Source organism: Phreatobacter sp. (assembly GCF_030691135.1).
Taxonomy (GTDB): Bacteria; Pseudomonadota; Alphaproteobacteria; order Rhizobiales; family Phreatobacteraceae; genus Phreatobacter.
The window spans coordinates 20,951-46,243 of record NZ_JAUYFA010000107.1; the positions used below are offsets into that span (position 1 = coordinate 20,951).

The 25,293-nt window shown below is 68.1% G+C and carries 23 protein-coding genes; 15 read left to right on the forward strand and 8 right to left on the reverse strand.

Annotated elements, in window-relative coordinates:
- Positions 1 to 182 precede the first annotated feature (182 nt).
- Together Q8O26_RS19375 and Q8O26_RS19380 are read left to right on the forward strand one after the other, a co-directional pair.
- Complete coding sequence (locus Q8O26_RS19375) at positions 183 to 623, forward strand: cytochrome c (protein ID WP_305578619.1); 441 nt, start codon at positions 183 to 185, stop codon at positions 621 to 623.
- Positions 624 to 691: 68 nt separating this feature from the next.
- The gene (locus tag Q8O26_RS19380; RefSeq protein ID WP_305578621.1) at positions 692 to 1,612 is read left to right on the forward strand and encodes a cytochrome c; all 921 of its coding nucleotides are present in this window, start codon (positions 692 to 694) and stop codon (positions 1,610 to 1,612) included.
- 174 nt (positions 1,613 to 1,786) lie between these two features.
- Here Q8O26_RS19380 and Q8O26_RS19385 read toward each other — a convergent pair whose 3' ends face one another.
- Positions 1,787 to 2,188 carry a DoxX family protein gene (locus tag Q8O26_RS19385; protein ID WP_305578623.1) on the reverse strand — a complete coding sequence of 134 codons (402 nt, stop codon included), beginning with the start codon at positions 2,186 to 2,188 and terminating at the stop codon, positions 1,787 to 1,789.
- Positions 2,189 to 2,442: 254 nt separating this feature from the next.
- On the opposite strand from Q8O26_RS19385, the gene Q8O26_RS19390 reads away from it, so the two are divergent.
- The gene (locus Q8O26_RS19390; RefSeq protein ID WP_305578625.1) at positions 2,443 to 3,402 is read left to right on the forward strand and encodes a DMT family transporter; all 960 of its coding nucleotides are present in this window, start codon (positions 2,443 to 2,445) and stop codon (positions 3,400 to 3,402) included.
- Between the two features lie 16 nt (positions 3,403 to 3,418).
- Here Q8O26_RS19390 and murJ read toward each other — a convergent pair whose 3' ends face one another.
- Positions 3,419 to 4,960, reverse strand: coding sequence for a murein biosynthesis integral membrane protein MurJ (gene murJ, locus Q8O26_RS19395; RefSeq protein WP_305578627.1), 1,542 nt, complete (start codon positions 4,958 to 4,960; stop codon positions 3,419 to 3,421).
- A gap of 154 nt (positions 4,961 to 5,114) precedes the next feature.
- Positions 5,115 to 5,837: a transaldolase gene (locus Q8O26_RS19400; RefSeq protein WP_305578629.1), complete on the reverse strand. Its 723-nt coding sequence runs from the start codon at positions 5,835 to 5,837 to the stop codon at positions 5,115 to 5,117.
- Positions 5,838 to 5,973: 136 nt separating this feature from the next.
- Here Q8O26_RS19400 and Q8O26_RS19405 point away from each other — a divergent pair, with 136 nt between their 5' ends.
- The 3 genes from Q8O26_RS19405 (at position 5,974) to Q8O26_RS19415 (ending at position 8,173) form a co-directional block, all read left to right on the forward strand.
- The gene (locus tag Q8O26_RS19405) at positions 5,974 to 6,489 is read left to right on the forward strand and encodes a hypothetical protein (protein WP_305578631.1); all 516 of its coding nucleotides are present in this window, start codon (positions 5,974 to 5,976) and stop codon (positions 6,487 to 6,489) included.
- A 113-nt stretch (positions 6,490 to 6,602) separates the two neighbouring features.
- The gene (locus Q8O26_RS19410; protein ID WP_305578633.1) at positions 6,603 to 7,067 is read left to right on the forward strand and encodes a YccF domain-containing protein; all 465 of its coding nucleotides are present in this window, start codon (positions 6,603 to 6,605) and stop codon (positions 7,065 to 7,067) included.
- A 116-nt stretch (positions 7,068 to 7,183) separates the two neighbouring features.
- Positions 7,184 to 8,173, forward strand: a complete 990-nt coding sequence (locus Q8O26_RS19415; protein WP_305578635.1) for a Gfo/Idh/MocA family protein — start codon at positions 7,184 to 7,186, stop codon at positions 8,171 to 8,173.
- Between the two features lie 65 nt (positions 8,174 to 8,238).
- Here Q8O26_RS19415 and Q8O26_RS19420 read toward each other — a convergent pair whose 3' ends face one another.
- The 4 genes from Q8O26_RS19420 to Q8O26_RS19435 all read right to left on the reverse strand — a co-directional run bounded on the left by Q8O26_RS19420 (position 8,239) and on the right by Q8O26_RS19435 (position 11,227).
- Positions 8,239 to 8,721, reverse strand: a complete 483-nt coding sequence (locus tag Q8O26_RS19420; protein ID WP_305578637.1) for a hypothetical protein — start codon at positions 8,719 to 8,721, stop codon at positions 8,239 to 8,241.
- A gap of 94 nt (positions 8,722 to 8,815) precedes the next feature.
- The gene (locus tag Q8O26_RS19425) at positions 8,816 to 9,259 is read right to left on the reverse strand and encodes an STY0301 family protein (protein ID WP_305578639.1); all 444 of its coding nucleotides are present in this window, start codon (positions 9,257 to 9,259) and stop codon (positions 8,816 to 8,818) included.
- Between the two features lie 101 nt (positions 9,260 to 9,360).
- Complete coding sequence (locus Q8O26_RS19430; RefSeq protein ID WP_305578641.1) at positions 9,361 to 9,699, reverse strand: hypothetical protein; 339 nt, start codon at positions 9,697 to 9,699, stop codon at positions 9,361 to 9,363.
- A 274-nt stretch (positions 9,700 to 9,973) separates the two neighbouring features.
- Positions 9,974 to 11,227, reverse strand: coding sequence for a helix-turn-helix domain-containing protein (locus tag Q8O26_RS19435; protein ID WP_305578643.1), 1,254 nt, complete (start codon positions 11,225 to 11,227; stop codon positions 9,974 to 9,976).
- 46 nt (positions 11,228 to 11,273) lie between these two features.
- Between Q8O26_RS19435 and Q8O26_RS19440 the strand changes: the two genes are divergently transcribed.
- The 4 genes from Q8O26_RS19440 to Q8O26_RS19455 all read left to right on the forward strand — a co-directional run bounded on the left by Q8O26_RS19440 (position 11,274) and on the right by Q8O26_RS19455 (position 17,082).
- Positions 11,274 to 12,299, forward strand: coding sequence for an aldo/keto reductase (locus Q8O26_RS19440; RefSeq protein ID WP_305578645.1), 1,026 nt, complete (start codon positions 11,274 to 11,276; stop codon positions 12,297 to 12,299).
- Between the two features lie 106 nt (positions 12,300 to 12,405).
- Positions 12,406 to 13,785: a UDP-glucose/GDP-mannose dehydrogenase family protein gene (locus Q8O26_RS19445; RefSeq protein WP_305578647.1), complete on the forward strand. Its 1,380-nt coding sequence runs from the start codon at positions 12,406 to 12,408 to the stop codon at positions 13,783 to 13,785.
- Positions 13,786 to 13,881: 96 nt separating this feature from the next.
- Positions 13,882 to 14,877 (forward strand): UDP-glucose 4-epimerase GalE, encoded by a 996-nt coding sequence (gene galE / locus Q8O26_RS19450; RefSeq protein ID WP_305578649.1) that lies wholly within the window; start codon positions 13,882 to 13,884, stop codon positions 14,875 to 14,877.
- A gap of 381 nt (positions 14,878 to 15,258) precedes the next feature.
- Complete coding sequence (locus tag Q8O26_RS19455; RefSeq protein ID WP_305578651.1) at positions 15,259 to 17,082, forward strand: SDR family NAD(P)-dependent oxidoreductase; 1,824 nt, start codon at positions 15,259 to 15,261, stop codon at positions 17,080 to 17,082.
- On the opposite strand, the gene Q8O26_RS19460 is transcribed toward Q8O26_RS19455, so the two are convergent.
- On the reverse strand, positions 17,079 to 18,284 hold the full coding sequence (locus tag Q8O26_RS19460) for a glycosyltransferase (RefSeq protein ID WP_305578653.1): 1,206 nt from the start codon (positions 18,282 to 18,284) through the stop codon (positions 17,079 to 17,081). The genes Q8O26_RS19455 and Q8O26_RS19460 overlap by 4 nt on opposite strands.
- 105 nt (positions 18,285 to 18,389) lie before the next feature.
- Between Q8O26_RS19460 and Q8O26_RS19465 the strand changes: the two genes are divergently transcribed.
- From Q8O26_RS19465 to Q8O26_RS19485, 5 genes are all read left to right on the forward strand, one after another.
- Entirely contained in the window at positions 18,390 to 18,716 is a 327-nt protein-coding gene (locus Q8O26_RS19465; RefSeq protein ID WP_305578655.1) for a hypothetical protein, read from the forward strand.
- 440 nt (positions 18,717 to 19,156) lie between these two features.
- A complete protein-coding gene (locus Q8O26_RS19470) occupies positions 19,157 to 19,972 on the forward strand; it encodes a phytanoyl-CoA dioxygenase family protein (protein WP_305578657.1) in 816 nt (271 codons plus the stop codon).
- A gap of 217 nt (positions 19,973 to 20,189) precedes the next feature.
- A complete protein-coding gene (locus tag Q8O26_RS19475) occupies positions 20,190 to 22,421 on the forward strand; it encodes a TIGR04372 family glycosyltransferase (RefSeq protein WP_305578659.1) in 2,232 nt (743 codons plus the stop codon).
- A gap of 105 nt (positions 22,422 to 22,526) precedes the next feature.
- Complete coding sequence (locus tag Q8O26_RS19480; RefSeq protein WP_305578661.1) at positions 22,527 to 23,576, forward strand: glycosyltransferase; 1,050 nt, start codon at positions 22,527 to 22,529, stop codon at positions 23,574 to 23,576.
- Positions 23,573 to 25,291, forward strand: coding sequence for a hypothetical protein (locus Q8O26_RS19485; RefSeq protein ID WP_305578663.1), 1,719 nt, complete (start codon positions 23,573 to 23,575; stop codon positions 25,289 to 25,291). The genes Q8O26_RS19480 and Q8O26_RS19485 overlap by 4 nt, the downstream gene beginning before the upstream one ends.
- Positions 25,292 to 25,293 lie beyond the last annotated feature (2 nt).

Sequence of the window (25,293 nt, forward strand, 5' to 3'; positions counted from 1 at the left end):
TGTGAATATGCGCAAATGCAAGGACATGCGGCCAGATAACGCAGGCGTGATCGCTCACCTGCAACATTGGGATACCCGCGGACGCCCTCTCTGGTGTGGAATGATTCCAGTCGGCCCGTGGCCGACGGTCTCGTCCTCGCGCCGGGGGTCACTCGCGCAGGACATCAAGGGGGAAACTTCACATGAAGCGTTTGATCATCGCCGCGGCGGCCATCGCCATCGGCACCCTGGCCGTCTCGGCCCAAGGCGCGGACCCGATCGCCGCCCGCAAGGCATCGATGAAGGCCGTCGGCGAGCAGACCGGCGCCGGCGCCCGCATGGCGCGCGGCCAGGCGCCCTTCGATCTCGCCCAGGCGCGGGCCATCTTCGCCGCCTACGAGCAGTCGGCCGCAACCTATGCCAATTTCTTCCCCGAGGGGAGCCAGACCGGCGGCGAGACCGCGGCTCTGCCGACGATCTGGGCGAACCGGGCCGCCTTCAACGCCGCCGTCGTCAAGTGGGGCGCTGATGCGCGCACCGAGGGCGCCAAGGTGACCGATCTCGCCACCTTCCAGGCCGCTTTCGGCGAGGTGGCCAAGAATTGCGGCACCTGCCACGAGACCTACCGCGCCCGTCGCAACTGAGCGGCGCCAGCCAACGCGACGCGCCGGTCTTGCGGGCCTGCGCGTCGCGCCAACGAACGAGGTAAGGCATGATCAGGCGGCTCGTGATGGTGCTGGCGGTCCTCGGGATCGCCGGAGGGGCCGTTTTCTGGTGGCTGACCATGCCCTCACGCCTGGCTCCGGCCGCATTGGCCGGCCCCGCGCCCAATGCCGAGAACGGCAGGCTGGTCTTCGCCGCCGCCGGCTGCGTCTCCTGCCACGTCACCGAGGGCCAGACCGACCGTACCCGGATGGGCGGCGGGCACGGGCTGAAATCGCCCTTCGGCACCTTCTACGCCCCCAACATCTCGCCCCATCCGGAGCGCGGCATCGGCCGGTGGTCGGAGGCCGACTTCGCCAATGCGATGATCAAGGGCGTATCGCCGGCCGGCGAGCACTATTATCCGGCCTTTCCCTATACCTCCTACCAGCGCATGACGGTCGGGGACGTCCGTGACCTCTTTGCCTACATGAAGACGCTGCCGGCCGATCCGACGGCCAACCGACCGCACGACCTGCCCTTCCCGTTCACGGTCCGCCGCGGCCTCGGCCTTTGGAAGCTCGCCTTCCTGGACGGCCAGCCGTTCCGCCCCGATCCGTCGAAATCGGCCGTCTGGAACCGTGGCGCCTATCTCGTCGAGGGCCCCGGCCACTGCGCCGAATGCCATTCTCCGCGCGCCTTCACCGGCGCCATCACCGCCGAACGCCGTTATGCGGGCGGCCCCAATCCCGAAGGCGCGGGCTGGGTTCCCAACATCACCCCGCATCGCGACGGCATCGCCTCGTGGGCGGCGGACGATATCGCCAGCTACCTCGCCGACGGCTTCACGCCCTCCGGTGACTCGGCCGGCGGGGCCATGGCCTCGGTCATCCGCAACACCGCCCAGCTCAGCAATGACGACCGCGCGGCCATGGCGGCCTATCTCAAGGCCCTGCCGGCGCGGGAGGGCCGGGCCCCTCCCCGTCGCTGAGATCGTTCGGAACCCATCACGCAGCCGTGACCCCGGCCGGTGATCTTGTGTGCGGAAAAGCGGCGGAACGCGCCGGTCACCTTGAGGTAACCCCCTGGATAAAAAGACGAAAAAGCCGCGAGCCGGACGGGGCGACTCGCGGCCTGGACCTTCACGCGTGGTGACGGATCAGTGTCAGGGATTGCTGGAGCGCTGAGCGTCGGCACTCAGCGGGCCGGGACCGGCGAAAACCAGATAGAGCGCCGTGAAGCAGTACATGATGGCGAGGTTGCCGCCGTTCTGGATCGGATAGAAGCCGCGGCCGGCATGACCGATGAAATAGGCCGCAGCCATGGTGCCGGCGAGCACGAATGCGGCCGGGCGGGTGAAAAAGCCGAACAAAATCAGCAGGCCCGTGACGAGTTCGATACAGGCCGCGATCCAGGGCATCGAGCCGACGGGCGCGAAATTGACGGCCATCGGGAAGCCGAAAAGCTTCACGAAGGCGTGCTGCAACAGCACGAGCGCGAACATGATGCGGAGCACCGAGAGCATGCGCGGCGCCCAGGCATTGAGGGTCGGATTGAGGCTGTCCATGAGAAGATCCCGTATGGTGACGAAGTGAGTGGCACCGCCTCTTGCAGGGCGGTGGCGCGACCATATCGGGTGACTGGTGTGGCGCAACCGTTCCCTCCGGGCGGGCGGCACCGCAAAGACGGCGCCGCCATGGCCCTGCAGGGTCGGAGCCGGGTCACGGTCGCAGGGCATGCGTGCAGCATTGGCCCTGCCAGAATCCGGCCGGTCATGGTTCAAGGGACGGGAGACTATCCCTCCTGACCCCTCCCCGCTTCATGCCCGTTCTCTCCCGCGCCGCCACGGGGATCCTTTTCAAGCTGATGTCGACGGTGGCCTTCACCTCCATGTCGACGCTGGCGCGCGTGGCGGGCCAGGAGATTCCGGTCGGCGAGATCGTCTTCTGCCGCTCCTTCTTCGCGCTGATCCCGCTCTTCATGATGCTCGCCTGGCGCCATGAGGTCATGGACGCCTTCCGCTTTGTCAGCTTCCGCTCCCACATGAAGCGCGGCGTCATCGGCGCCATCGGCATGTTTTCCGGCTTCGTCGGCCTGACCCTGCTGCCGCTCGCCGATTCCACCGCCATCGGCTATGCCGCTCCGCTCATGGTCGTGCCGCTCGCCTATTTCATCCTCGGCGAACAGGTCCGCATCTACCGCTGGTCGGCGGTGGCCATCGGTTTCGTCGGCGTCATCGTCATCCTCTGGCCCCATCTCGATGTCGGCACCCTCGGTGACCGCCCGGACAGCCAGCGCACCGGCGCCATGTTCGCCCTTGGCGGGGCGATCTGCGCCGCCTTCGCCACCATCCAGGTCCGCCGCCTGGTCAACACCGAGACGACGGCCGCCATCGTCTTCTCCTTCATGGCGCTCTGCGCCACGCTGGCGCTCCTCACCTGGCCGCTGGGGCATGTCCTGCCGGCCATCGGCCAATGGGTCGTGCCGAGCCCGTGGAAGGCGCTCATCCTGGTGATGGTCGGCGTCACCGGCGGGCTCGGCCAGATCTTCCTGACGCTGAGCTACCGCTATGCGGACACCTCGCTGATCGCGCCCTTCGACTATTTCTCGATGATCTGGGCGGTCATCTTCGGCTACATCGTCTTCGCCGACCTGCCGAGCGCCTATGTGATCACCGGCGGCTCCATCGTCGTCGCCTCGGGCATTTTCGTCATCTGGCGCGAGCACCAGCTCGGCATCGAGCGCGCCGGCCAGCGCAAGGTCACGACGCCGCAGGGCTGAGCGCCAGGACCCGGCCTCAGCCGGCGATGCCGCGTCGCAGCCGGCGTACATCCGCCATGAACTGCTTGCCGAAGAGCAGGACCAGCACCGCGCAATAGGACAGGCCGCCGAGCATCATGAGGATGAGCAGGGCGACCTTGTCGTTGAGGCCGGGACCGGGAAGGCTCGCCATGATCGTACTGCCGACGACCAGCGCCAGGACCAGGACGGCAAAGGCCACGGCGATCTGCGGCAGCACGGTGCGGGCCCGCGTGTCCAGGGTGAAGAGGTCCTTCCGCCGCGCGAAAACGACGAGCAGCGTCACGTTGATCCAGGCCCCGACGCTGGTGGCGGTGGCAAGCCCGACATGGCCGAGCGGTCCCATCAGCGCGAATTTCAGCGCCACGTTGACGGCGATGGCGACGGCGACGGCGATGACCGGCGTCGTCGTGTCGCCACGCGCATGGAAGGTCACCGTCAGGGGCCGGATCAGCACCAGGGCGGCGAGGCCCGCGCCATAAGCGGCGAGCGCCCGCGCCGACTGGATGGCGTCGTTCTCGGTGAAGGCGCCGCGCATGAACAGCGCCTTCATCAGGATGTCCGGCACGATGACGAAGGCGGCGACCGCCGGCAGCGTGAAGACGAGGGTGAGCTCGATGGCGCGCAGCTGCGCCGTCCGCGCCCCCGCCTCGTCGCCGGCCGACACCCGGCGGCTCATTTCGGACAGCAGGACCGTGCCGACCGCAATGGAGATGACACCCATCGGCAACTGGTTGAGGCGGTCGGCATAATAGAGCCAGGAAACCGACCCGGCGACGAGATAGCTCGCCACCACCGTGTCGGCGAGCACCGCGATCTGCGTCCCAGCCGAGCCCAGCGTCGCCGGCACGAAGGTCTTCCAGAACTGCTTCACCTCCGGCGTCACCCGGGGCATGCGCAGTTCCACCATGACGTCGGCCCTGAGCGCATCGACGGAGACGAGGAGGAACTGCAGGATGCCCGCGACGATGATGCCCCAGGCGGCGGCATGGGCGGGGGTGGGAAAATGCTGCGCGAGCAGGAGCCCGCCGATGATCCCGAGGCTGAGGATGACCTGCGTTGCCGCGGCGGCGGCAAAGCGCCCCACGGCGTTCAGCACGCCGCTGACGAGGATCACCAGCGACACCAGCGCCAGGTAGGGGAAGGTGATGCGGGTGAGTTCCACTGCGGCGGGAAACCGCACGGGATCGTCGGTGAAGCCCGGCGCCATCAGCCCCACCACCGTCGGCATGAAGATGAAGGCGACGGCGAGCAGCACGAGCTGGGAGAGGATCAGAAAGGCGAAGATCCGGTCGGCGAAGACCAGGGCTGCGTTCTGCCCGCGCTCGGCCGCAACCTTGGCGAATCCCGGCACGAAGGCGGCGGAGAAGGCACCCTCGGCGAAGATGGCGCGGAACTGGTTGGGAATGCGGAAGGCGACGAAGAAGGCGTCCGCCAGCGCTCCCGCGCCGAGGATGGCGGCGAACATGAGGTCGCGCACGAAGCCGAAGAGCCGGCTGAGCAGGGTGAGGGCCGAGACCGAGAAGATGTTCCTGATCACGACCGACGGGATCCCTCTGCGTGCCGCGGCGAGGCGCGCCCGCCCCGCCATTTCGCCGGAAGGCGCTAGCCGCCCATTCCGACGAATCCAAGGTCTAGCGGAGGAGAACCGATTCGGCGTGGGTTCAGACGGCCGCGACGGGCGGCCGGCCGCCTCAGGTGGCGAGCGTCAGCCCGGCCGCCTTGGCGTCGGCGACGAAGCCCTTCACCGTGTCGAGCGAGATGTCCTCCGGCGCACGACCGAGGCCCTCGAGCTTCTTCAGGATGTCGGCGGGCGCGGTGATGATGTGGCAGCCGATCCGGTCCGCCTCGATGACGTTCCAGACCTCACGAGTCGAGGCCCAGATCACCTCCACCGTGTCGGTGCCGCGGGCGAGGCCCACCGCATAGGTCATCACCGGCATGTAGTCGTGGCCGGCATCGCCCAGGCGTCCGGCGAAGACCGAGACGATGGAGGGCGCGCCGCCATTCAGGGCCTCGACCGAGGCCTTGATCTGCGCCTGGCTGTAAAGCGCGGTGAAATTGATCTTCACGCCCTCGCGGGAGAGCTTGTGGATCAGGTCGTAGAGCGGCTCGCCCTTGGAATTCGTCACCGGCAGCTTGACGTACACGTTCTTCCCCCAGGTGGCGATAACGCGGGCCTGCGCCTCCATCTCCCGGAGGTCGTCGGAGAAGACCTCGAACGAGATGTGATGGTCGGGCACCGCCGCGACGAGGTCCTTCGCATAGGCGGCATAGTCGGAGACGCCGGCCTTCTTCAGCAGCGAGGGATTGGTGGTGAAGCCCTGGATCCACGGCTTCTTCGCCATCTCGACGATGGAGGCCTTCTCGGCCCCGTCGGTGTAGAGCTTGACCTTCAGGTCGGCGATGGCGGGCATGCTGCGTCTCCCGGAGTTTCAGGCTGCCGGTTTTAGGGCCGCGGGCGACGGGTGTCCAACGGACGTTTCCGCTTGTATGCCCTGTCGCTGGCAAACATGATGACAAGCAGCGCTGCCTCCCGATGCCGGAGACGCCATGCCGCAGGCCCCCGATGCCCCTCTTGTCGCGCGGTACGCCCGCAAGCGCTCCGAGCAAGGGGCCTATGTCTTCGTCACGGTCCTGGTCCTCGCTTTGATCTACACGTGGTGGAGCGCCGAACCGGGGGATTTCATCATCGGCATGATCGCCTTCGCGGTCATCCTGGTCGTGCTGCATTTCGAGCAGCGACGGATCCAGAACTCCCCCGGACCACAGCTGATCATCGACGAGGCTGGCATGGTTATGCCCGAGCATTTCGTCCACAGGCTGCCATGGCAGGCCATCACCAGCGCCAGAGTGGTCAGGCCACATGAACGAACCGACCTGCTGGTTCTGGACATCCCGGAGCCGTCGCCATACGGCCCCCGCGGAAACCATTGGGACCGTCGGTTGCGTGAGTTCGGCGGCGGGACCGAATTCATGATCGGCATCGGCGACCTCGACGTCGATAGCCCGCAGATCGAGGCCGCCATCGCCCGCTTCGCGCCGGGCAAGGGGAACCCGCCAGCCTGAAGCCATACCTGCAATCCGCAATCATGGCCGCGCCGGTGGTGGCATGCCGATGCGCGGGCGCCGGCGGGTTCCTATATCACCGGCACCTCGTCCTCCGTCCGGATCGAAATGCCATGGGACCCGTCCGCTTCATCCTCAACATCCTCTGGTTCGTCCTCGGCGGGCTCCTCGCCGGCCTCGCCTGGTTCCTCGCAGGCATCATCGCGGCAATCACCATCGTCGGCCTGCCCTGGGCCTTCGCCTGTTTCCGCATCGGCTCCTATACGCTCTGGCCCTTCGGCCGTGACGTCGTCTGGGTCAGCGAACTGACCGGCCGGCCGGCCGGCGCCATGGGCGTGCTGCGCTTCCTCGGCAACATCATCTGGTTCGTGCCGATCGGCTTCTCGCTGATGGTCATCCACATCGTCGCGGCGCTCGCCTGCTTCGTCACCATCATCGGCATTCCCTTCGGCTGGGCGCATCTGAAGCTCGCCGCCGCCTCGGTCTTCCCGCTGGGCCAGCGCGTCGTCGCCTCCGATGTCGCCGGCCTCGCCCGCAGCCAGGGCGCCGCGACCGCCCTCGCCGGCTGGCGGCGCTGACACGACCCGTCACCCTTCGTGAACGGCGCCGGTTTGCGCTGCCCCCGGGCAAAATCGTATAGGGGACGGGTCAGGTGGCAGAGCCGCCGCCACCGCGTGATTCCCGAGGCCCCTTCATGACCCAGTCCACCTCCGCGGCAAAACCACTGCGTGTCGGTGTCGTCGGCCTCGGCGTCATGGGCAAGAACCACGCGCGGGTGCTGGCGGAACTGCCGGGCGTCACCCTCGCCGGGGTCGCCGATCCCGATGCGGCGCAGGTCGAATTCGTCACCTCCCGCCTCGGTTGCCCGGGCTTTGCCACGCTCGATGCGCTCATGGATGCCGGCATCAACGCCCTCACCATCGCCGCGCCGACCCAGCTTCACACGCCCATCGCGCTCGCCGCCATCGCCCGCGGCATCCACGTCCTGGTGGAAAAGCCCATCGCCCAGTCCGTCGAGGAAGGCCGGCGCATCATCGACGCTGCCGACCGGGCCGGCGTGACCTTGATGATCGGCCATGTCGAGCGCTTCAATCCGGCGGTCCAGGCGATCCGCCAGGCCATCGCCGACGACGACATCCTCTCCATCCAGATCACCCGCGTCGGCCCCTTCCCGCCGCGCATGTCAGATATCGGCGTCGTCATCGACCTCGCCGTCCATGACATCGACCTGATCCGCTGGTTCACCGGCTCGGAGATCACCGAGATCCAGCCGCAGACCAATTCTGTCCATGCGGAGCGCGAGGATATCGCGCTCCTGCAGTTCCGCACCGCCTCGGGCGTGCTCGCCCACATCAACACGAACTGGCTGACGCCGTTCAAGGCGCGCACCGTCCATGTCGCCACCCGCAACAAATACATTTCCGGCGACCTGATCACCCGCCAGGTCACCGAATGCTTCGACTACAAGCCCGACGGCTCCTATTCGATGCGCCACCTCTCCGTCGCCTACGCCGAGCCGCTGCGCGCCGAACTCGTCGCCTTCATCGACAGTGTCCGCACCGGCAAGGCCCCGGTCACCGGCGGTGCCGACGGCCTCGCCTCCCTCGACATCGCCATGCGCTGCCTCGGCGAGCGTCCCGCTCCCGTGCTGCAGCCGAAGCTGGTGGCCGGCGGCCGCGCCTGACATCGAAGTCGCGCATGCGGCGCCGGCGGCGCTGTTAGCAGCAGGTTGCCGGTACCAGGAGGCCCTTACCTGCACGTGAACGCGGCTCGCGTGATGATGGAACGCGCTGTGGTGCCGGTCTGCGTCGGCTCCTGGCGGGTTTCCAGCAAAGCGCAGGAACGCATGTTCGCCGGCACGGGCTGCTGCATGGCGAAGCCGCCCTCGTAACCGCACTTGATCGCCGCCGGATAAAGCGGCCTGCGGGCCCGCTCGTCCCAGAAGCGGTAGATCAACGGCTGGCCGGGCCGAACCGTTTCCCCATTCTCCGGCTCGTCCGCATTGATGCCTTCACCGGGGCCGGAGCGCTGGCCGACGGCCGCGACGATGAGGCGGACGACCGTGTCGGGCGTGAAGGAGGCGGTGAAGCCGCTGAGATTGTCCTCGGGATCACCGGTGCCGCGCTGTGCGATGGCGCTGTACGTCACCGTCAGGGTCGGCGGGCACGTCGCGGTGAAGGTCGCCGCCGGCGGGCGCGGCTGAGCCGCCGCATCGGACAGGGCGGCCGGCAACAGGACCGGGATGCACAGGCAGAGACCCCGAAAACGCTTCCATGGCATCGCCTGGCTCCTTTCCATCAGACGCGGGTGAGACGGGCGAAGGAGGCTAGCGGCAGTTGAACTGGCCACTCTGCAGCCCCCAGTGCGCCGCGCCGGGCTCGGTCGACCGGATGAAGGCTGCAGAACAGGACCTCGCCTTGCCGACCCCCCGGGAGAGGACGATGCCCCCCTCGTAGAGACAGGCGACGAAGACCTCGCGCTGACCGTCGAGCGCCCAGTCGAGCTGGCGCCGCCCGCGCGGCGTTCCGGCGATGAGCCCTTCCGCAGTGACCGTGCCGGCATAGACGGCGACGCCGTTGAGCCAGGACTGGGAATCGCCTTCGTGACCGATCAGGCGATCAAAGCCGGCGACAGCGGCAGGATCGGCGACCCTCGCCGCCGTGGTTGTCATCCGCAGCGGACAGGTGACCGCCTGTTGTGCCGCGGCGCTTTCGCCCGACAAGGCGATGGCCGTGAGCGCGGCGAAAGCGAGGGCACAACGTCTGGTCATGGCGATAGGTCCAGCGGAGGAAAGTGGCCGCCCCGGAAGGAAGGGGCGTAACTCCGGAGCGATACCATTCCCCCCGCCGGGTCTCGGGAAGCGGGGACAGCTCAGTCGAATTTGAGGCCTTCGTTCTGCATGCGGATGTTCCGCGGGTTCTCGGTGCACCAGTTGAACGTGTATTCCTGTGAACCCCAGTCCTGCCAGATCACCCGGATATCGACGACGCAGGCGCCGCTCTGGCTCGACCAGACCATGTTGCGCGAACGGCCCGGCGCGAGGTTGGAGGTCAGCCAGTTGCGGCTCCACACCCCGCCCACATTGGTCTGGAAGCCGCTGATCACCCAGCCGTCCGACTCGTTGTGCAGAGTGAAATTGTAATTCTGTGCCGACGCCGTCCAGGTCAGCCCGATCAATGCGCAGAGAGCGATGGCGAAACGCGACATCATGATCCTCATGACCGGCAGCGGGGGATGTGAGCCGGCATCTCCCTGCCTTCTATGCCCGGCATCGAAGGGCGGACAATTGCCCCGGCCCGCAGATCCAGCAGGATGAGACAGCACGCCAAAAATTTGAGATGGAATGGCCGCACGGGCGATGCCGATGGTCGCTTCTGCGGCGGCGGAGGGCCGGCGCGATCCTGCCGGCCTCACCGAATCGCCGGGACCTTGCCCGCGCGCCTCGGGAAGCCGGCGGTGGGCGACGCGCGAGCGCCTGTCCGGCCTAGAGCTTCATCAGCTCGACGATCCATTTGCTCAGATCGGCCTCGTTCGCCCCGGTGCCCTGGTCACCGGCCATCACCCGGGCGAAGTGCCGATATCCCTCCGCCCGTGCCTCGCTCGGTGACAGGCCGTAGGTCGACCGGAACGCGCGGCTGAACGTGGCTTCGTCGGAAAAGCCATAGCGGAACGCGATCTGCGAGATGCGCAGGGAATTCTCGCCCGGCGACACCAGATCCTTGAAGCAGCGGGCCAGCCTGCGCCGCCGGATATGGGCGTGAACCCCGCCGAGCGGTTCGCAAAGACGATAGAGCGTGGCACGCGAAAGCCCGAACTGCCGGCAGATCAGGTCGACATCGAGGGCAGGATTGCCGAGATTTCCGTCGATATACCGGCGGATCGCGGTCAGCGAGATGGTCGTGACGCCTGTCCGCACGACCTCGGTCGCATCGCGGCTGGGACCGGCACAGCCGGCGACGAGATGGATCGTCGATTCCGCGATGGAGGCGGCTTCCGCCTGGCTCATCTGCGCGGCCTGCCCGGCAAGATCGATCAGATAGCGCGACAGCATCCCTCCCAGAGGCGTGGTCTCGGAAATCTTCAGCCCGTGCAATCCGTCCGGATCCTTGACGAAGGGCGCCAGGAGGTTGCGGGGAATCGCCAGGTTGATGCTGCGAAAATCGATTTCCCGGATGCTGGCCTCGCGTGCGAGATCGAGGATCCAGACGTCGCGCGGCGCGACTTCGACCGGGCTCCCTTCGACCTCACCGACCGGGCCGCCGGTCTGGTAGACCTGCACGAGATAGTGGTCGATCGAACTGCGCGCGATGGTCGAGGAACTGCGCTCGAACCGTATCCGGTCGCTCTGGCTGACGCCGAGCACCAGCGATCCCAGATGCCACGCCGAGAAGCCGAACCGGAACTGGGCGATGCTGTCTGCCGTCGCGTCGAGGTCGAAGATGGTCGACACTGTATCGGACCATTCCTGGAACGCCGCCTCGCCGGTCGTTTTCCCCCAGGCCAGGCTGAAGCCCGGCAACTCGTTTTCACTACGCAACCCGGTCACGCGACACGCCCAGACTGTCTCGGCGAGGCAGGACGATCGCGGGCCGGACGCCGGTAATCTGGGGTCTGCCGAAATAACATGCAACACTCGTTCTATTCGGGGATAGCGCCACCCTGGCGGGTGATTAGCACCGATTGGGCATGCCTGCCCGTCTGCCAGCACCCTATCGCGATCGCCGACGCCTCCCGACACTCCCTCCCCTGACGGCGACGCCCGATCGCCCCGCGGAGGCAAGGCCATGGACTACCGCACGCTCGGAGGCTCCGGCCTCAAGATCCCCGCCCTGACCCTCGGCACCGCCACCTTCGGCGGCGGCAGCGAATTCCTGCGCAAATGGGGCGCGACCGACGTCGCCGAGGCCACCCGCCTCGTCGACATCTGCCTCGAACTCGGCTGCACCATGTTCGACACCGCCGACGGCTATTCCGCCGGCCTGTCGGAGGAGATCCTGGGTCAGGCGATCAAGGGCCGCCGCGACGCCGTCATCCTCGCCACCAAGACCGGCATGCCCATGGGCCCCGGTCCCAACGAGATCGGCACCTCGCGTGCAAAGATCATGGCCTCCTGCGAAGCGAGCCTGAAGCGCCTCGGCACCGACTATGTCGACCTCTACCAGCTGCACGCCTTCGACGCGCTCACCCCCATCGAGGAGATGCTCGCCGCCCTCGACGCGCTGATCCGCGCCGGCAAGATCCGCTATTTCGGCGTCTCCAACTATTCCGGCTGGCATCTGATGAAGATGCTGGCGCTGGCGGACCGCCACGGCCTGCCGCGGCCGGTCATCCATCAGGCCTACTACACCCTGGTGGCGCGCGACTTCGAATGGGAACTGATGCCGCTCGGCCTCGACCAGAATGTCGGCACGCTGGTCTGGTCGCCGCTCTCGGGAGCCAAGCTCTCCGGCAAGATCGGGCGGACGAAGCGCCCGCCGCAGGACAGCCGCCTGGCGACCGATGCCAGCTGGCCCGTGCCGGAGGATCGGCTCTTCGCCGTCACCGACGCGCTGGAAAAGGTCTCCGCCGAGGTCGGCCGCTCCATCCCGCAGGTGGCGCTCGCCTGGCTCCTCGCCCGCCCGACGATCTCCTCCATCATCATCGGCGCCCGCAACGAGCAGCAATTGCGCGACAATCTCGCCGCCTGCACGCTCAAACTGACGCCCGAACAGACCGCGGCCCTCGACGCCGCCAGTGCCATCCCGCCGGCCTATCCCTACTGGCACCAGCGCCGCACCATGATGACCCGCAACCCGCCACCGGTGACGTGAGGCCAGGCGGCAGCCCCTGTCGTCCCCCTGTCACCTTGCGGTGCTTTTCGGAGGGCGAAACGGAGACGGACGGGAATCACCGTCTCCGCACGGCGAGGCACCCGCCATGCAGCACCGCCCGAAGCGCATCACCGTCGTCGGCGCCGGCTATGTCGGCCTCGTCACAGGAGCCTGTCTCGCCGCCATCGGCCACGAGATCGTGGTGGTTGATCGCGACCAGGGCCGCATCGACGGCATCCGCGCCGGCCTCATGCCGATCTACGAGGCGGGTCTCGCCGCTCTCGTCGCAGGCGAGATCGCCGCCGGCAGGCTCGCCTTCACCACCGATCTCGCCGCGGCGGTGCCGGGAGCTTCGGCCGTCTTCATCTGCGTCGGCACCCCGCCCCGCCCTTCCGACGGCCATGCCGACATGGCGCAGGTCATGGCGGCGGCCGGCGAGATTGCCGCCAGCCTCTCCGCCTTCACCGTCATCGTCGTGAAGTCGACCGTGCCGGTCGGCACCGGCGACGAGGTCGAGGCGCTGGTGCGTGCCCTCGATCCGGCGGCCGACGTCGCCGTCGTGTCGAACCCGGAATTCCTGCGCGAAGGCGTCGCGATCGCCGACTTCATGCGGCCCGACCGCATCGTCGTCGGCACGGACGATGCCCGCGCCGCAGCCCTGATGGCGGCGATCTACCGACCGCTGACCGAGGCCGGCGCGCCGCTCGTCGTCACCAACCGGCGGGCGTCCGAGCTCATCAAATACGCCGCCAACGCCTTCCTTGCGCTGAAGATCACCTACATCAACGAGATCGCCAATCTCTGCGAGGAGATCGGCGCCGATGTCGAGGATGTCGCCCGCGGCATCGGGCTCGACCCGCGGATCGGCGAGAGATTCCTCAAGGCCGGCCCGGGCTTCGGCGGCTCCTGCTTCCCGAAAGACATGCTGGCCCTGATGAAGACCGGGCAGGACCACGGCGTGCCGCTGCGCTCGGTCGAGACCGCTGTCGCCGTCAACGACGCTCGCAAGGGCGAGATGGTGCGCAAGATCGTCCGCGCCGCCGGCGGCTCGGTGGCGGGCAAGACCATCGCCGTCCTCGGCCTCACCTTCAAGGCCGGCACCGACGACATGCGCTCCGCCGCCTCGCTCGTCATCCTGCCGCAACTGCAGAAACAGGGCGCCCGCATCGTCGCCCATGATCCCGCCGGCATGGCCCATGCCGCCGCGCTGCTGCCCGGCGTCGCCATGGCGGACAGCACCATGGCCGCGCTCGCTGGCGCCGACCTCGCCGTCATCCTCACCGAATGGCCGGAATTCGCCGCGCTCGACATCGAGAGCGCCGCCCGGATCATGCGGGCGCCGGTCCTCGTCGACCTGCGCAACCTGCTCGACCCCGCCGCGGCGGCACAGGCCGGCTTCACCTATCGATCGGTCGGGCGGACGGTGCGCGACGACACAGCCCGCGACGCCGCCTGGGGCCTGTTCGCCGCTCAGGCCGCCGAATAGGCGCGCCATCGCCGCCTTGGGATTTTCTTGACCTCTTTGCGCTAACGCTCTCGTGGGACATCAGGCGTGCCGGAGGCGCGCCCACGGGGAAATGCCATGACCGTTCTCGTCACCGGCGGCGCCGGCTATATCGGCAGCCACATGGTTCTCGAACTTCTCGATGCCGGCGAAAGCGTCGTCGTGCTCGACAACCTGTCCACCGGCTTCGCCTGGGCCGTCGACCAGCGCGCCACCCTGATCGTCGGCGACATGGGCGACCAGGGCCTCGTCGAGACGCTGATGCGGCTGCACGGGGTCGACGCCGTCATCCATTTCGCCGCCCGCATCGTCGTGCCGGATTCGGTCGCCGATCCGCTCGGTTATTATCTCGCCAACACCGTGAAGACCCGCGCCGTCATGGCGGCGGCCGTCGCCACCGGCGTCCGGCGCTTCATCTTCTCCTCCACGGCCGCGGTCTACGGCTCGCCGGAGGTCATGCCGGTGAAGGAGGAAGTCCCGACCCTGCCGGAGAGCCCCTACGGGACATCCAAGCTGATCACCGAATGGATGCTGCGCGACGCCGCCGCCGCCCACGACCTGACCTATGTCGTGCTGCGCTACTTCAACGTAGCCGGCGCCGACCCGCAAGGCCGCACCGGCCAGTCGACGCCGAACGCCACCCATCTCATCAAGGTGGCGGTGCAGACCGCCCTCGGCCTGAGGGCGAAGATGGACGTCTTCGGCACCGACTATCCGACGCCGGACGGCACCTGCCTGCGCGACTACATCCACGTCACCGATCTGGTGCGCGCCCATCTCGCCGCCCTCGCCCATCTGCGCGCCGGTGGCGAGAGCATGGTGGCCAATTGCGGCTATGGTCACGGCTACAGTGTCAAGGAGGTCATCGACACGGTCCGCGCCGTCACCAAGGTCGATTTCCGTGCCGACTATGCCCCGCGCAGGCCGGGCGATGCCGCCGCCGTCGTCGCGGATGCGACGCGCGCCCGCACCCGCCTCGGCTGGACGCCGTCGCATGACGACCTCACCGAAATCGTCGAGGCCGCCTATGCCTGGGAAAGGCGCCTCGCAAACGGCGATGTCGGGCGCCGCTGAGGCGGCCGCGGCCGCCGCACGAGGCGCTGCCGTCGGAGCAACGGCCACGGAAGAGGGTTGCAGTTCGGCGGCGGACGCGGGAAAGTGGCATGCCGCGCCGATCCCGCCGGACATCCCCCTCGAATGCCATCGTTTAATCGTTGCAAACTGTGAAATGACACGAACGCGCGATTGGTTTAGCCTGCGCTCAGGCGTCGAACATTGAAGGCAATCCCGGTGCGGGCAGAATCCCGAAAACAGTCGATGATCGCACGCTCCAAGCAAGCGAGCGTGATGTTGCACGATTTCGCGATGACGTTCCTTGCTCTCGTGTTGGCCCTGGGCCTGCGCGGCGAGCCGGCGATCCCTGATAACCTTGCGGCAAACCCGTGGCTTATTGCCTTGGGCTTTGCTGCATTTGCCCTTCTGATCTATGTCGCCTGCTCACTCTATGCGGCGCGCTGGCGGTTCGCCTCGTTGTTCGACCTCTTCGGCATCTTCAAGGCCGTCTGTATCCTGACCGCCGTTCTGCTGCTGGCCGACTACATGCTCTCGCCGCGTCTGGGCGAGGGGGCAAAGTTGCTCGGCGGGCGCACGCTGGCGATCTACTGGTGCGTGCAGATCATTCTGCTCGGCGGTCCGCGCATCGCGTACCGGGCCTATCGCGCCTGGCGGCGGCAGACCGCCCATAACCGCGACCCTCTCTCCGCCGTCGTCATCGGCCGCGCCGCCGATGCCGATTCCGTCATCCGCGCCGTCGAGGCGGGGGTCGCCGGCCCGATCCGCGTTTTCGGCATCATCTCTCCCGTCAGCCAGGAATCCGGCCAGGCCGTGCGCGGTGTTCCGGTCTGGGGAACCACGGATCAGCTCGAAACCATCGTCCGCACGGCCGCCGAACGCGGCATCACGCTGCAGAGGGCGATCATCGCGCCGGAAGCCCTGCATACAGGGCCGCTGATGGAGGACGTCATCGGCGCCTTCCGCCGGATGGGCATCCCGACCATCCGTCTCGACGTCGCCCATTCCATGGACCTCGCCAAGCCGCTGCGCCTGCACGCCGTGATCGACGACGATCTCCTCATCCGCCCGCTGGTCGAGGTGGCGGAAGGGCCGTTGAAGGCCTTCGTCAGCGGCAAGCGGGTCGTCGTGACCGGCGGCGGCGGCTCGATCGGTTCGGAGCTCGTGTCGCGCAGTGCGCAGTTCGGCGCCGCCGGCGTGCTCGTTCTCGAACATTCCGAGGCGGCCCTTCATGCGGTCCTCGACCGGATCGAGCTCGAAAAGCGACCGGGCGACGCACCGGTCGAAGGCCGTCTCTGCGACATCCGCGACCGGGCCCGCCTGATGAACCTCATGGCGGAATTCGCGCCCGACGTCGTCTTCCACGCGGCAGCGCTCAAGCATGTTCCGCACCTCGAGCGCGAAGTCTCCGACGCCGTGCGCACCAACGTGCTGGGCACGGTGAACACGGCCGACGCCGCGGTCGCGGCGGGCGCCGCGGCCTTCGTGCTGATCTCGACGGACAAGGCGACCGAGCCCGTCTCCATCCTCGGCGCGACCAAGCGGCTCGCCGAGATGTATATCCAGGCCCTCGACGCCGCCCAGCTTCTGAGTGTCGACAGCGCCAAGGCGCGGACCCGGCTGGTGGCCGTCCGGTTCGGCAATGTGCTCGGCACGGCCGGTTCGGTGGTCCCGCGATTCCGGGCGCAGATCGAGGCCGGCGGCCCGGTCACCGTCACCGACCCCGCCATGGTCCGCTATTTCATGACGCGGCGGGAATCGACCGACCTGTTGTGGACCGCCGCCCGCATCACCGCCGAGGCGACGTCCATCGGCCGCTCCGCCATCCTCGTCCTCAACATGGGGCAGCCGGTACGGATCGCCGACCTCGCCGAGCGGATGATCAAGCTGGCGGGCTTCGAACCCGGCAAGGGCGTCGACATCGTCTATACCGGCAGCCGCCCCGGCGAGCGGATGTCGGAGATCCTCTTCGAGGAAACCGAGCCGCGCCTCGACATCGGCATTCGCGGGATCGTTGCGGCGGAAGCCCGCGCTCCGACGCTGTCCCAGTTGCAGCCGATCTTCAAGCGCCTGCAGACGGCTGCCATGGGTGGCGACGACGTCCGCTCGCGCGAGATCATCGCCGAACTGGTGCCGGACCTCCGCGTCCCGGCCAGGGTCATCCCGCTGAAGGAAGCGTCGGAAGGCGGCTCGGAGAAGCAGGCCTAGGTGATCGGCGCGCCCGCCCGTCCGGCGAGCCGGCGATAGACCTCGACCACCGCCGCCGAGACCTGGGCGACCGTGGCGCTGCGTTCCACCGCCGCCCTTGCCTTCGCCCCCATGGCGGCGAGATCGGAGCGGCCCGCGCGCTCGATCGCGACCGCCAGCGCCTCGACATCCTCGGCGGGAACGACGAAGCCGCCTTCGCCGTCGACGACGAAATCACGGCACCCCGGCACATCCGTGACGATGGCGGGGCGCCCGGCAGCCGCCGCTTCCAGCAGCGCCTTCGGCAGCCCCTCGCCGCCGCGTGAAGGCAGGATGAAGGCGTGATGCGTCCCCAGCAGCTGCTCGATGTCGGAGCGACGGCCGAGATGGCTGACGCCTTCGGTCCGCGCGAAGGCGGCGAGTTCCTCCGCCCCGAGCGCCCGCGGATTGGCCGGATCGGGCGATCCGACGAGGGACAGGGTGACGTCGAGCCCCCCGCCCCGCGCGCGCGTCACCGCAGCCACCGCGAGGTCGACGCCCTTGGAGCGCACCATGCGGGCAACGAGGATCAGCTTGAGCGGCGGGCGCTCGGGCAGCGGCGCCGGCACGAACCGGGCGGTATCGACGCCGGCGCCGGTCAATATGGTGACGCGCCCCTCGCGATTCGCCCGGCCGAGCCTCAGGACCGCGGCATCGTCGCGGTTCTCGCAGAGCCAGACGGGACCGCCGGCATCGAGCAGCCGCGCCGTCAGCGCGGCGCCGGCGCGGGCGGCGAAGCGCACCGGCCCGCGTGTCGTCGCCAGGAAGCCGGTTCCCGTGACGCTGACGACGAGCGGCAGGCGCAGCCCGGCCAGTCGCGCCAGAGCGGCGATCGCCATGCCGTGCAGTCCGAAGACATGGACGACCGACACGTCGAGCCTGTCCGCCAGGTCACGGAGTTCGCGCGCCGCCGCCCATAGACCCTGCGGGCGCCAGCCGGCCCGCCTGGCGCTGCTCGGCAGGAAGCTGACGCCGCCGTCATCCGTACCGCCGGCACCCGCTTCGGGGGCACCGAGAACGCTGACGTCGAAGCCCGCAGCCCGGGCCGCCAGAGCCCAGGGCAGGAAATGCGATCGGAAGAACCAGGCCTCGTTGATCAGGCAGAGAACATGGCCGGCGGCGGGCTGTACTCGACCCGCCAGCGGCTCCGGCGTTGCGGCCGCGCCGCCTGCATCGATGACCATCCCCGTCCTTGCCTTTGCCTCGCCCCGGTGAGACAACACCGGCCAGCCGGACTGCGGCGTCAAGCCCCATCCTCCATTTGAGCCTGAGATCGAGTGTGGTTCAACATGCGATCGGTCGCCGACGAAGTCGAACGCTGCCTGCCCTTCTTTGTCCGTCTCTGCGTCAGCAGCGTCGTCGCGTCGGGCATGCGGCTGGACCAAGCGGCGGTCCAGATGGCGCGGGATCTCTATTTTAAGTTCCCGGCCGCCATGGACGGCGAACTCCGCCTCCACTTTGAGGCGACGCTCTCCGACCTCGTCGATCTCGTCACGGCCCTCGCACCGCGGCTGCCTCCACAGACCCTCATCAGCTTCGCCGAAAAAGCCTCGCAGGCACAGATCGCCGCGACGCTGGAACGGTCCCTGTCGGCCCGGCGTCCCGCTAATACCTGAACCTCCCGGAGCGAGCCGGCGAAGGCGTGGGAGCACGGCTCGGCCATGCTCATCGACCCCTGGGCCCCCGCCACGATGCTCGATCCGGTCGGCACGATACTGATTCGCTCACGGCGTCGCTCTCGGCGACCCCCCGGCGCCCGCCGCACCGGCGCCGGCAACCGCGTGGGTCCGGCTCTCCCATGGTCACCGCAAAGAAGTGAAACCGTTGCGAAACAGTCGTTGAGCCGGCCAAGTGACGTCATCATCGAGGCCAGTCGCCATAGCGGCAATTTGCATCGATGGCCCGCTATCGCGGTACCGCCTGGTCCGAGTAAAGGCTCCAGGGCAGAAGATTCCGCGGATTGCCAGCTTGGCCGGAATAGTGCATAGAGCCGGCGTGCGCGATAAACACTGTCGGACAGGCGGTGTTGTCTTGAATCATTCAAAATGAGGGTCGCATGTCCGCGCTGCCAAATTACAAGTTCAGCGATGCTGAAGGCCATGACTTCCCGGTGCTCAATGCCGCCAATGCCTTCGAGGGCAGGGAGCGGACCGAGGCCAATTTCGGTGGCACGCTCGGCTACGGCACGGCGAAGGCGCTGGCCGCCGACGAACTCGCCCACGTGAAATCCATCCTCCACCGCAAGGTCGCCACCAATGCGGCCGCCATCGATCCCGAGCATGGCAAGCTCGTCTCGGGCACCTCGATCGAGCAGTACCATACCGTCGCCGACCGGATCGAACATGCCAAGATGTTCTCCAAGGCCGGGCGCATCCTGTCCGATGCGGACGTCAAGGCGATCCGCGAGACCTCGCTCTTTGACACCGTGCGCGACATGTTCGGCGACTACACGCTGTCCGACGAGGAGGGTGTGGGCTGGGAGCAGATCTCATTCCGCTTCGTGCGCCCGAACGTCGCCCAGGATGTAGGCTTCCTGCACAAGGACGACTGGTTCTGGCAGTACAACAACTGGCCGGTACCGGCCGGAAAGAAGCGCGCCAAGTGCTGGGTCGGTCTGGTGGTCGACGCCGGCCGCAACGGCCTCGGCCTCGTTCCCGAGTCCCACACGGGAACCTTCGATTTCGACGCCGAGCAGGTCGGTAACAAGCTCGCCTTCAATCCCCGCTTCAATCCCGATGACCTGGACATCGTCCGTTTTCCGGGTCCAGCAGGTCAGCCCGTCTTCTTCAACTACCACACGTTGCACGTGGGGTCGGTGAATAAGGGCAACCTCACGCGGGTCAGCATGGAGTTCACGATCCTTTTTAACTGATTTATCGGTATATTCTTGCATTACCCTTAGTCACCGTGCTTGATTGGTGCAATGCAGCGTCTTTAAGGTTCGCTACTTGCCCAACGGCTTTTGGGGGGCGGCGCGCGGCTGTTGGTCACTTCGCCGGCACTGCCGCGCGGACAGGTAAGGGCGCCGGCCAATGCGGGGTTTTCTGAGAAGCACGGTCAGGCGCACTCTTGGCCCACTGCCAGAGCGGGTGTTTGCCCTGCTGCGCTCGCGCGTGGTGTTCACGGACGCCGAACACAGAGCCGCACTGGCCGCACGCACCGCCGCTTTGGAGGCGGTTTCCCGCCTTGACCAGATTGAAGCCGGGATGACCGATGAGTTCACCCGGTTGAGAGAGCAGATTCGGCGACACTGCCGGACCGCTCATGAAGATCAGTTGGTCGCCGGCGCGAGGCGTTTCTTCGGCAGGAACCGCCTGGAGGATGCACTGATCCTGTGCGGCGATGCCCTCGGTCATGGCGGTGACTCTCGGTTCCATGTCGCCCAGGCGATCGTCGATTACCTGAACTACAAGACCTTCACCCCGACCGACCTGAGCAAACTCGTCCGCTGGCTCTGCGGGCGAACGGATATCGACGTGACTGATCTCTACAGGCATGTCGTCAATGTCGCGCTGTACATCAAGGATTTCGACTACCGCGAGATGCAGCCGCTGCTGCCCCGACTGCCGGCCGACGATCTCGTCAACATTGCCAATGACTGCCTGGGCCTCGGCATCTCGAACCCGGCATCGCTGCTCTATCAGGAAGCGGCGCGCTCCCGCCCCGACGACGTGCTGTTGCGCAACCAGATCGCCAATACCGAATTCCTGTGCGGGCGCTACAACGAGGCGCGCAAGCACTGGATGCTGGTGGCCCACCAGCGCGATCTCGTGCGCAACAAGTATTCCGGCCTCGACCGCCGCATCCGCTTTCTCGGCGACACATGGCTGATGGCCATCGGCCATGTCGCGACACTGGGGACCTTCATCCAGGCCATGCGGATGGGGCTCTACGGCGACATCCGACCCGTCCTCGTCTACCAGCGGCGCAAGCCACCGGCCGGCATGGAGATCATTCGCCTGTTGAGCCACATCATCGAGGTCCACGAGATCGACGGCGACGCCATCGAGTACAAGTGGAAGATGATCTCCGGCGGTGCGAATTACGACTATGAGCGCGCCGTCGAGGTGGTGATCGGGCATACCGAGGATTTCTGGTACGCCCCGGATCTGGATGGATCGATCTCCTGGTACGGTCCCGCAGGCGCCGCCATCGACGCGGCGGCGCGGGCGCAGGGCCTCGGACCGGCTCTCTCCTACACCGAAGAGGAAACCCGCCAGCGCCGCATCCTGCTCGAGCGCCTTTACGGACTACCGCGCGATGCATGGTTCGTCGGGCTGCATGTGCGCGAGCCAGGGTTCCACGGCAACTGGCACAACGCCATGCCAGGAACGCGCAATGCCGACATCGACAGCTACGGAGAGGCGGTCGACGCCATCATCCAGGCTGGGGGCTATGTCGTCAGGCTTGGCGATCCGTCGATGAAGCCGTTCAAGCCGCGCCCCGAGGTCATCGACTACGCCACGTCGGACATGCGGCGGCCGGATCTCGACATCTTCCTGTGCGCGGCAGCGCGTTTCGTGATCGGCACCAATTCCGGCTACAGCCTCGTCCCTTCGCTGTTCGGCGTCCGCTGCCTCCTCACCAACTGGTCGCCGATCGGCACGCCCAACTGGATCACCCACGACAAGCTCGTGCCCAAGCGGATCTGGGACCATAAGGCGGGGCGCTATTTGTCGATCGAGGAGATGTACCGCTCCTTCACCGGCTGGTCGCAGTTCCAGCGCGATTTCGACGGCACCCACTACGAAATCCGCGACAATGAGCCCGCGGAGATAACCGCGGCCGTGGTCGAAATGCTGCGGGAAGTCCATCCGGAAGCGGCGGCGCAGCTGAAACCGAGCGGCAAGCGGCCCTCGACTGCGCAGCAGAAGCTCGTTGCCCCCGACACCGCACGCCTCTTCACCAGCATCGTCGTGGAGAACGGCGGCTACGTCGGCAGCATGCTGAGCACGAGCTTCGCCGCATTGCATCCTGAACTGCTCGGGCGGATGAGCGTCGCGCCGACGGCGATTGCGACGGATCTCGTCACTGAACGACCGAAGACGGCCGAGGCCGCGCAGATCGATCGGCATCGGCGTACATTGTCCGACATGGCCGTCGCGGTGGATTCGGCGGCCATCTCGCCGGAGCCCTTGGCCGATGACGTGTCGCTCGACCAGGCGATCGCCCGCCCGAAGGAACTCGGTCTAGGCCCCCCCGTCGGAATGCCGGTCGCGGCGCTGGTGACCACCGGCGGCGAGGCCAGGGCCGAGGAGCCCGGCCATCATGGGGAGCCGCGGGCGCCGACCGATGCCGCCACGTCCGAGAAGGCGTTGTGAGCACTCCCTCCCACCTGATGCCGATGCCCGACTGGCGGAAATAGATTGTCGGGCCGGCCGGCGGCGTCTAAGGCAGTCGCCTGTATCCCTGCCGGACTCCTGACAATGTCGATTTCAGGCGCGCTGCGGCCGGCGAGGACGATCTCAGTCATCCTGCCCAACCGCAACCATGCGCACTTTCTTCCCCGCGCGCTCGGTGCTCTGGCGCGCCAGTCGCGCCTCGCAGACGAGATCATCGTCATCGACGACGCCTCGAGCGACGACAGCATCGCCGTCATCGAGAGCTGGCGTGACCGGCTGCCGGGGCTCAAGCTGACGGCGCTGGCCGAGCATCGCGGCGTGGTCGGCGCCCTCAATCTCGGCCTCGCGCAGGCGACCGGAGACCTGGTCTACGCCGCCGCAGCCGACGACGCAGCGAAACCCGCCCTGTTTTCCACCGCCCTCGCCGCCTTCGACCGGCACCCCGAGGCGGGGGTGTTCTGCGCCGAGGCGCTGGTGATCGACGACGAGGGCACGGGCCGGGCGATCCGCCCTGCGGCCGCGCCGCTGCGCGCCACCTATCTCGACCCGACCGGCTTCAGGGACTGGCTGCGCGGTTCGGACAATCTCTGCGTCGGCGTGGCCTGCCTCGCCCGCCGCGAGCCGATGCTGGCCGAAGGCGGCTATGACCTCGCTCTCGGTCCCTATTGCGACAGTTTCCTGGTCCGGCGGATCGCCCTCGCCCACGGCGTCGTCTTCGTGCCGGAAGTGCTCGGCGAATGGCACCGTTCGATGCAAGGCATCAGCCGCTCGCTGGCGCGCGACGCCGACCTGACCATCGCCTATATCGCCGAAGCGAGACGACGCATCGAGGCCGATCGCAGCGGGCTCTATCCGGACGGTTACGGCGACATGTTCGCTCGCCGGGCGAGCTTCAATGCCGCGCGGCTAGCTTTGCCCGATGCCGGGCTCGCCGCCCGCCTGTCCGGTGTTGCCGAGACGCGGCTCGCCGCGCTGGGGCGCCTGCCGGTTGTCGGCCGCCAGGCCGCCATGGCCGCGCTGACCCTGTCGCTTCGCCCGATGTCGCTGCCGCGCCTCTTCCTGACCCGCGCCATGCAGCGGCTGCGGGCCGCGCGTGACCCGTCGCGGCTCCAGATGTCGGGACAGCAGGATTGAGCACGCGGCCGAAGCTCAGCCTCTGCGTGCCGGTCTGGGGCCGGAGCCATGTCGCGACCTGGCTCGACCATGTTCTGCCCTCGTGGTTCTCGCCCGGCAACCTGCCTGCCCTGGCCGCGCGCTGCGATCTCGCGGTCGTGCTGCTGACCCGGGGCTGCGATGCCGAGGAGATCGCCGCCCATCCCGCCGGCGCGAGGCTGATCGCCAGCCATGCCGTGACGATCGGCGCCATCGAAGATCTCGTCACCGGCACGATGAGCGCGGTGACGCTGACGCTCGCCTTCGTGCGCGGCGCGCGCATGGCGCAGGCCCGCGGCCCCGGCACCATGGCCGCCTTCCTGAACGCCGATTTCATCCTGGCCGACGGCTCGCTCGCGGCGCTGGCCGCCGTCGTACCAGAAGCCGACATAGTCCTCGCCCCGAGCCTGAGGACCGACAGCGATGCGGTGCTGGCGCGCCTGCCGGCGGCGGATCCCGACGGCGCCATGCCCCTCGCCGCGCCCCGGCTGGCCGGCCTCGCCCTCGCCCACCCGCACCCGACGGCCCAGGCCTGTTTCGTCGACCAGGACGCCCTGACCTCCGAGGGCGCCTATGAGTTCTACCACCATGCTGGCCCCGGTCTGGTGATCTCGCGCTCGATGCAGCTCTTCCCGCTTGCCGTCCGGCCGGGGCCGGAGCCGCTGGTGGCCGAGGCCTTCTGCGACTATGGGCTCTTCGACCTCTGGGCACCTGCGGCCCGGATCGTGACCCTGTCCGACAGCGCCGACTGGTTCGCGCTGGAACTCGGCGACCCCGCGCAGCAGGCGAGCTTCATCCGGCCCGGCCCCCATGATCCCGCTGCCATCACGGCCGGTCTGGCCCAATGGTCGACAGCGCCACAGCGGGCCCAGGCCGACACCTTGGTGACGATCCGCAGCGGCCCGGCGGAAACACAGCCCGAGGCTGGCGCCGTCGCCGCCCTCGACCGTTTCATCGCCGCCGTGACCGGACCGCTGCCGCCGCCCCTGCTGATCCGCCAGCATCCCTACTGGCGCACCGGGCTCAGGCGCTGGCGCGAGGCGGCGGAGGCGGCGCGCCTGCCGCCACCCGCCGAACTCGCCGGCTGGACCGAAGCGCCCCTGCGCCGCGGCGAGCGCCTGCGCGAGGCCCTGCGGCGCCTGCTCTACGGACGGGCCGGGCGGCGCTGGCCCTGGCAGATCGACGCGAGGCTCGAACGCGATCTCACCGACCTCCGCCGGCACCCGGTCGCCGTCGACGACAGCCGTCTCTGGCTCGCCCGCCACGCCGGACTGACCGGCCCCGCGGTCGACGGAACCAACGACCACCTTGTTCGCTGTGGAGCGGTGAACGATCCCGGCCTGACCGCGAACCTTCCCGCCGGGCTGCAACGCCTCGACCTGATCCTGACCGCCAGCAGCACCGCCGCCGCGCCGGACCGCGCCGCCCTCGCGACCGCACTCGCCGCAGAACTGCCGGACTGGCGCATCGCCGCCGTCACGGCGCTCGGCCGCCGGGCCGACGAGGCGCGCCGGGACGATCTCGAAAGGCTCGGCCGGCTGGTCTGGGCGCGGGCCTGGGGGCCGCTCCTGGCGCTGGCGCCGCGCGTCGTCGGACGCGCGCTGCTGTCGGCGATGTCGGTGCTGACGGGACGGCCCGTCGCCTGGCAGGACGGCCAGGCGTTCCGCATCACGGCGACCCGTGAGCCGCCGTCATGATC

Coding starts and splice junctions, on each gene's coding strand:
- Q8O26_RS19375 (WP_305578619.1), top strand. CDS start 183: ATGAAGCGTTTGATCATCGCCGCGGCGGCCATCGCCATCGGCACCCTG.
- Q8O26_RS19380 (WP_305578621.1), top strand. CDS start 692: ATGATCAGGCGGCTCGTGATGGTGCTGGCGGTCCTCGGGATCGCCGGA.
- Q8O26_RS19385 (WP_305578623.1), bottom strand. CDS start 2,188: ATGGACAGCCTCAATCCGACCCTCAATGCCTGGGCGCCGCGCATGCTC.
- Q8O26_RS19390 (WP_305578625.1), top strand. CDS start 2,443: ATGCCCGTTCTCTCCCGCGCCGCCACGGGGATCCTTTTCAAGCTGATG.
- Q8O26_RS19400 (WP_305578629.1), bottom strand. CDS start 5,837: ATGCCCGCCATCGCCGACCTGAAGGTCAAGCTCTACACCGACGGGGCC.
- Q8O26_RS19405 (WP_305578631.1), top strand. CDS start 5,974: ATGCCGCAGGCCCCCGATGCCCCTCTTGTCGCGCGGTACGCCCGCAAG.
- Q8O26_RS19410 (WP_305578633.1), top strand. CDS start 6,603: ATGGGACCCGTCCGCTTCATCCTCAACATCCTCTGGTTCGTCCTCGGC.
- Q8O26_RS19415 (WP_305578635.1), top strand. CDS start 7,184: ATGACCCAGTCCACCTCCGCGGCAAAACCACTGCGTGTCGGTGTCGTC.
- Q8O26_RS19425 (WP_305578639.1), bottom strand. CDS start 9,259: ATGACCAGACGTTGTGCCCTCGCTTTCGCCGCGCTCACGGCCATCGCC.
- Q8O26_RS19430 (WP_305578641.1), bottom strand. CDS start 9,699: ATGATGTCGCGTTTCGCCATCGCTCTCTGCGCATTGATCGGGCTGACC.
- Q8O26_RS19440 (WP_305578645.1), top strand. CDS start 11,274: ATGGACTACCGCACGCTCGGAGGCTCCGGCCTCAAGATCCCCGCCCTG.
- Q8O26_RS19445 (WP_305578647.1), top strand. CDS start 12,406: ATGCAGCACCGCCCGAAGCGCATCACCGTCGTCGGCGCCGGCTATGTC.
- galE (WP_305578649.1), top strand. CDS start 13,882: ATGACCGTTCTCGTCACCGGCGGCGCCGGCTATATCGGCAGCCACATG.
- Q8O26_RS19460 (WP_305578653.1), bottom strand. CDS start 18,284: ATGGTCATCGATGCAGGCGGCGCGGCCGCAACGCCGGAGCCGCTGGCG.
- Q8O26_RS19465 (WP_305578655.1), top strand. CDS start 18,390: ATGCGATCGGTCGCCGACGAAGTCGAACGCTGCCTGCCCTTCTTTGTC.
- Q8O26_RS19470 (WP_305578657.1), top strand. CDS start 19,157: ATGTCCGCGCTGCCAAATTACAAGTTCAGCGATGCTGAAGGCCATGAC.
- Q8O26_RS19480 (WP_305578661.1), top strand. CDS start 22,527: ATGTCGATTTCAGGCGCGCTGCGGCCGGCGAGGACGATCTCAGTCATC.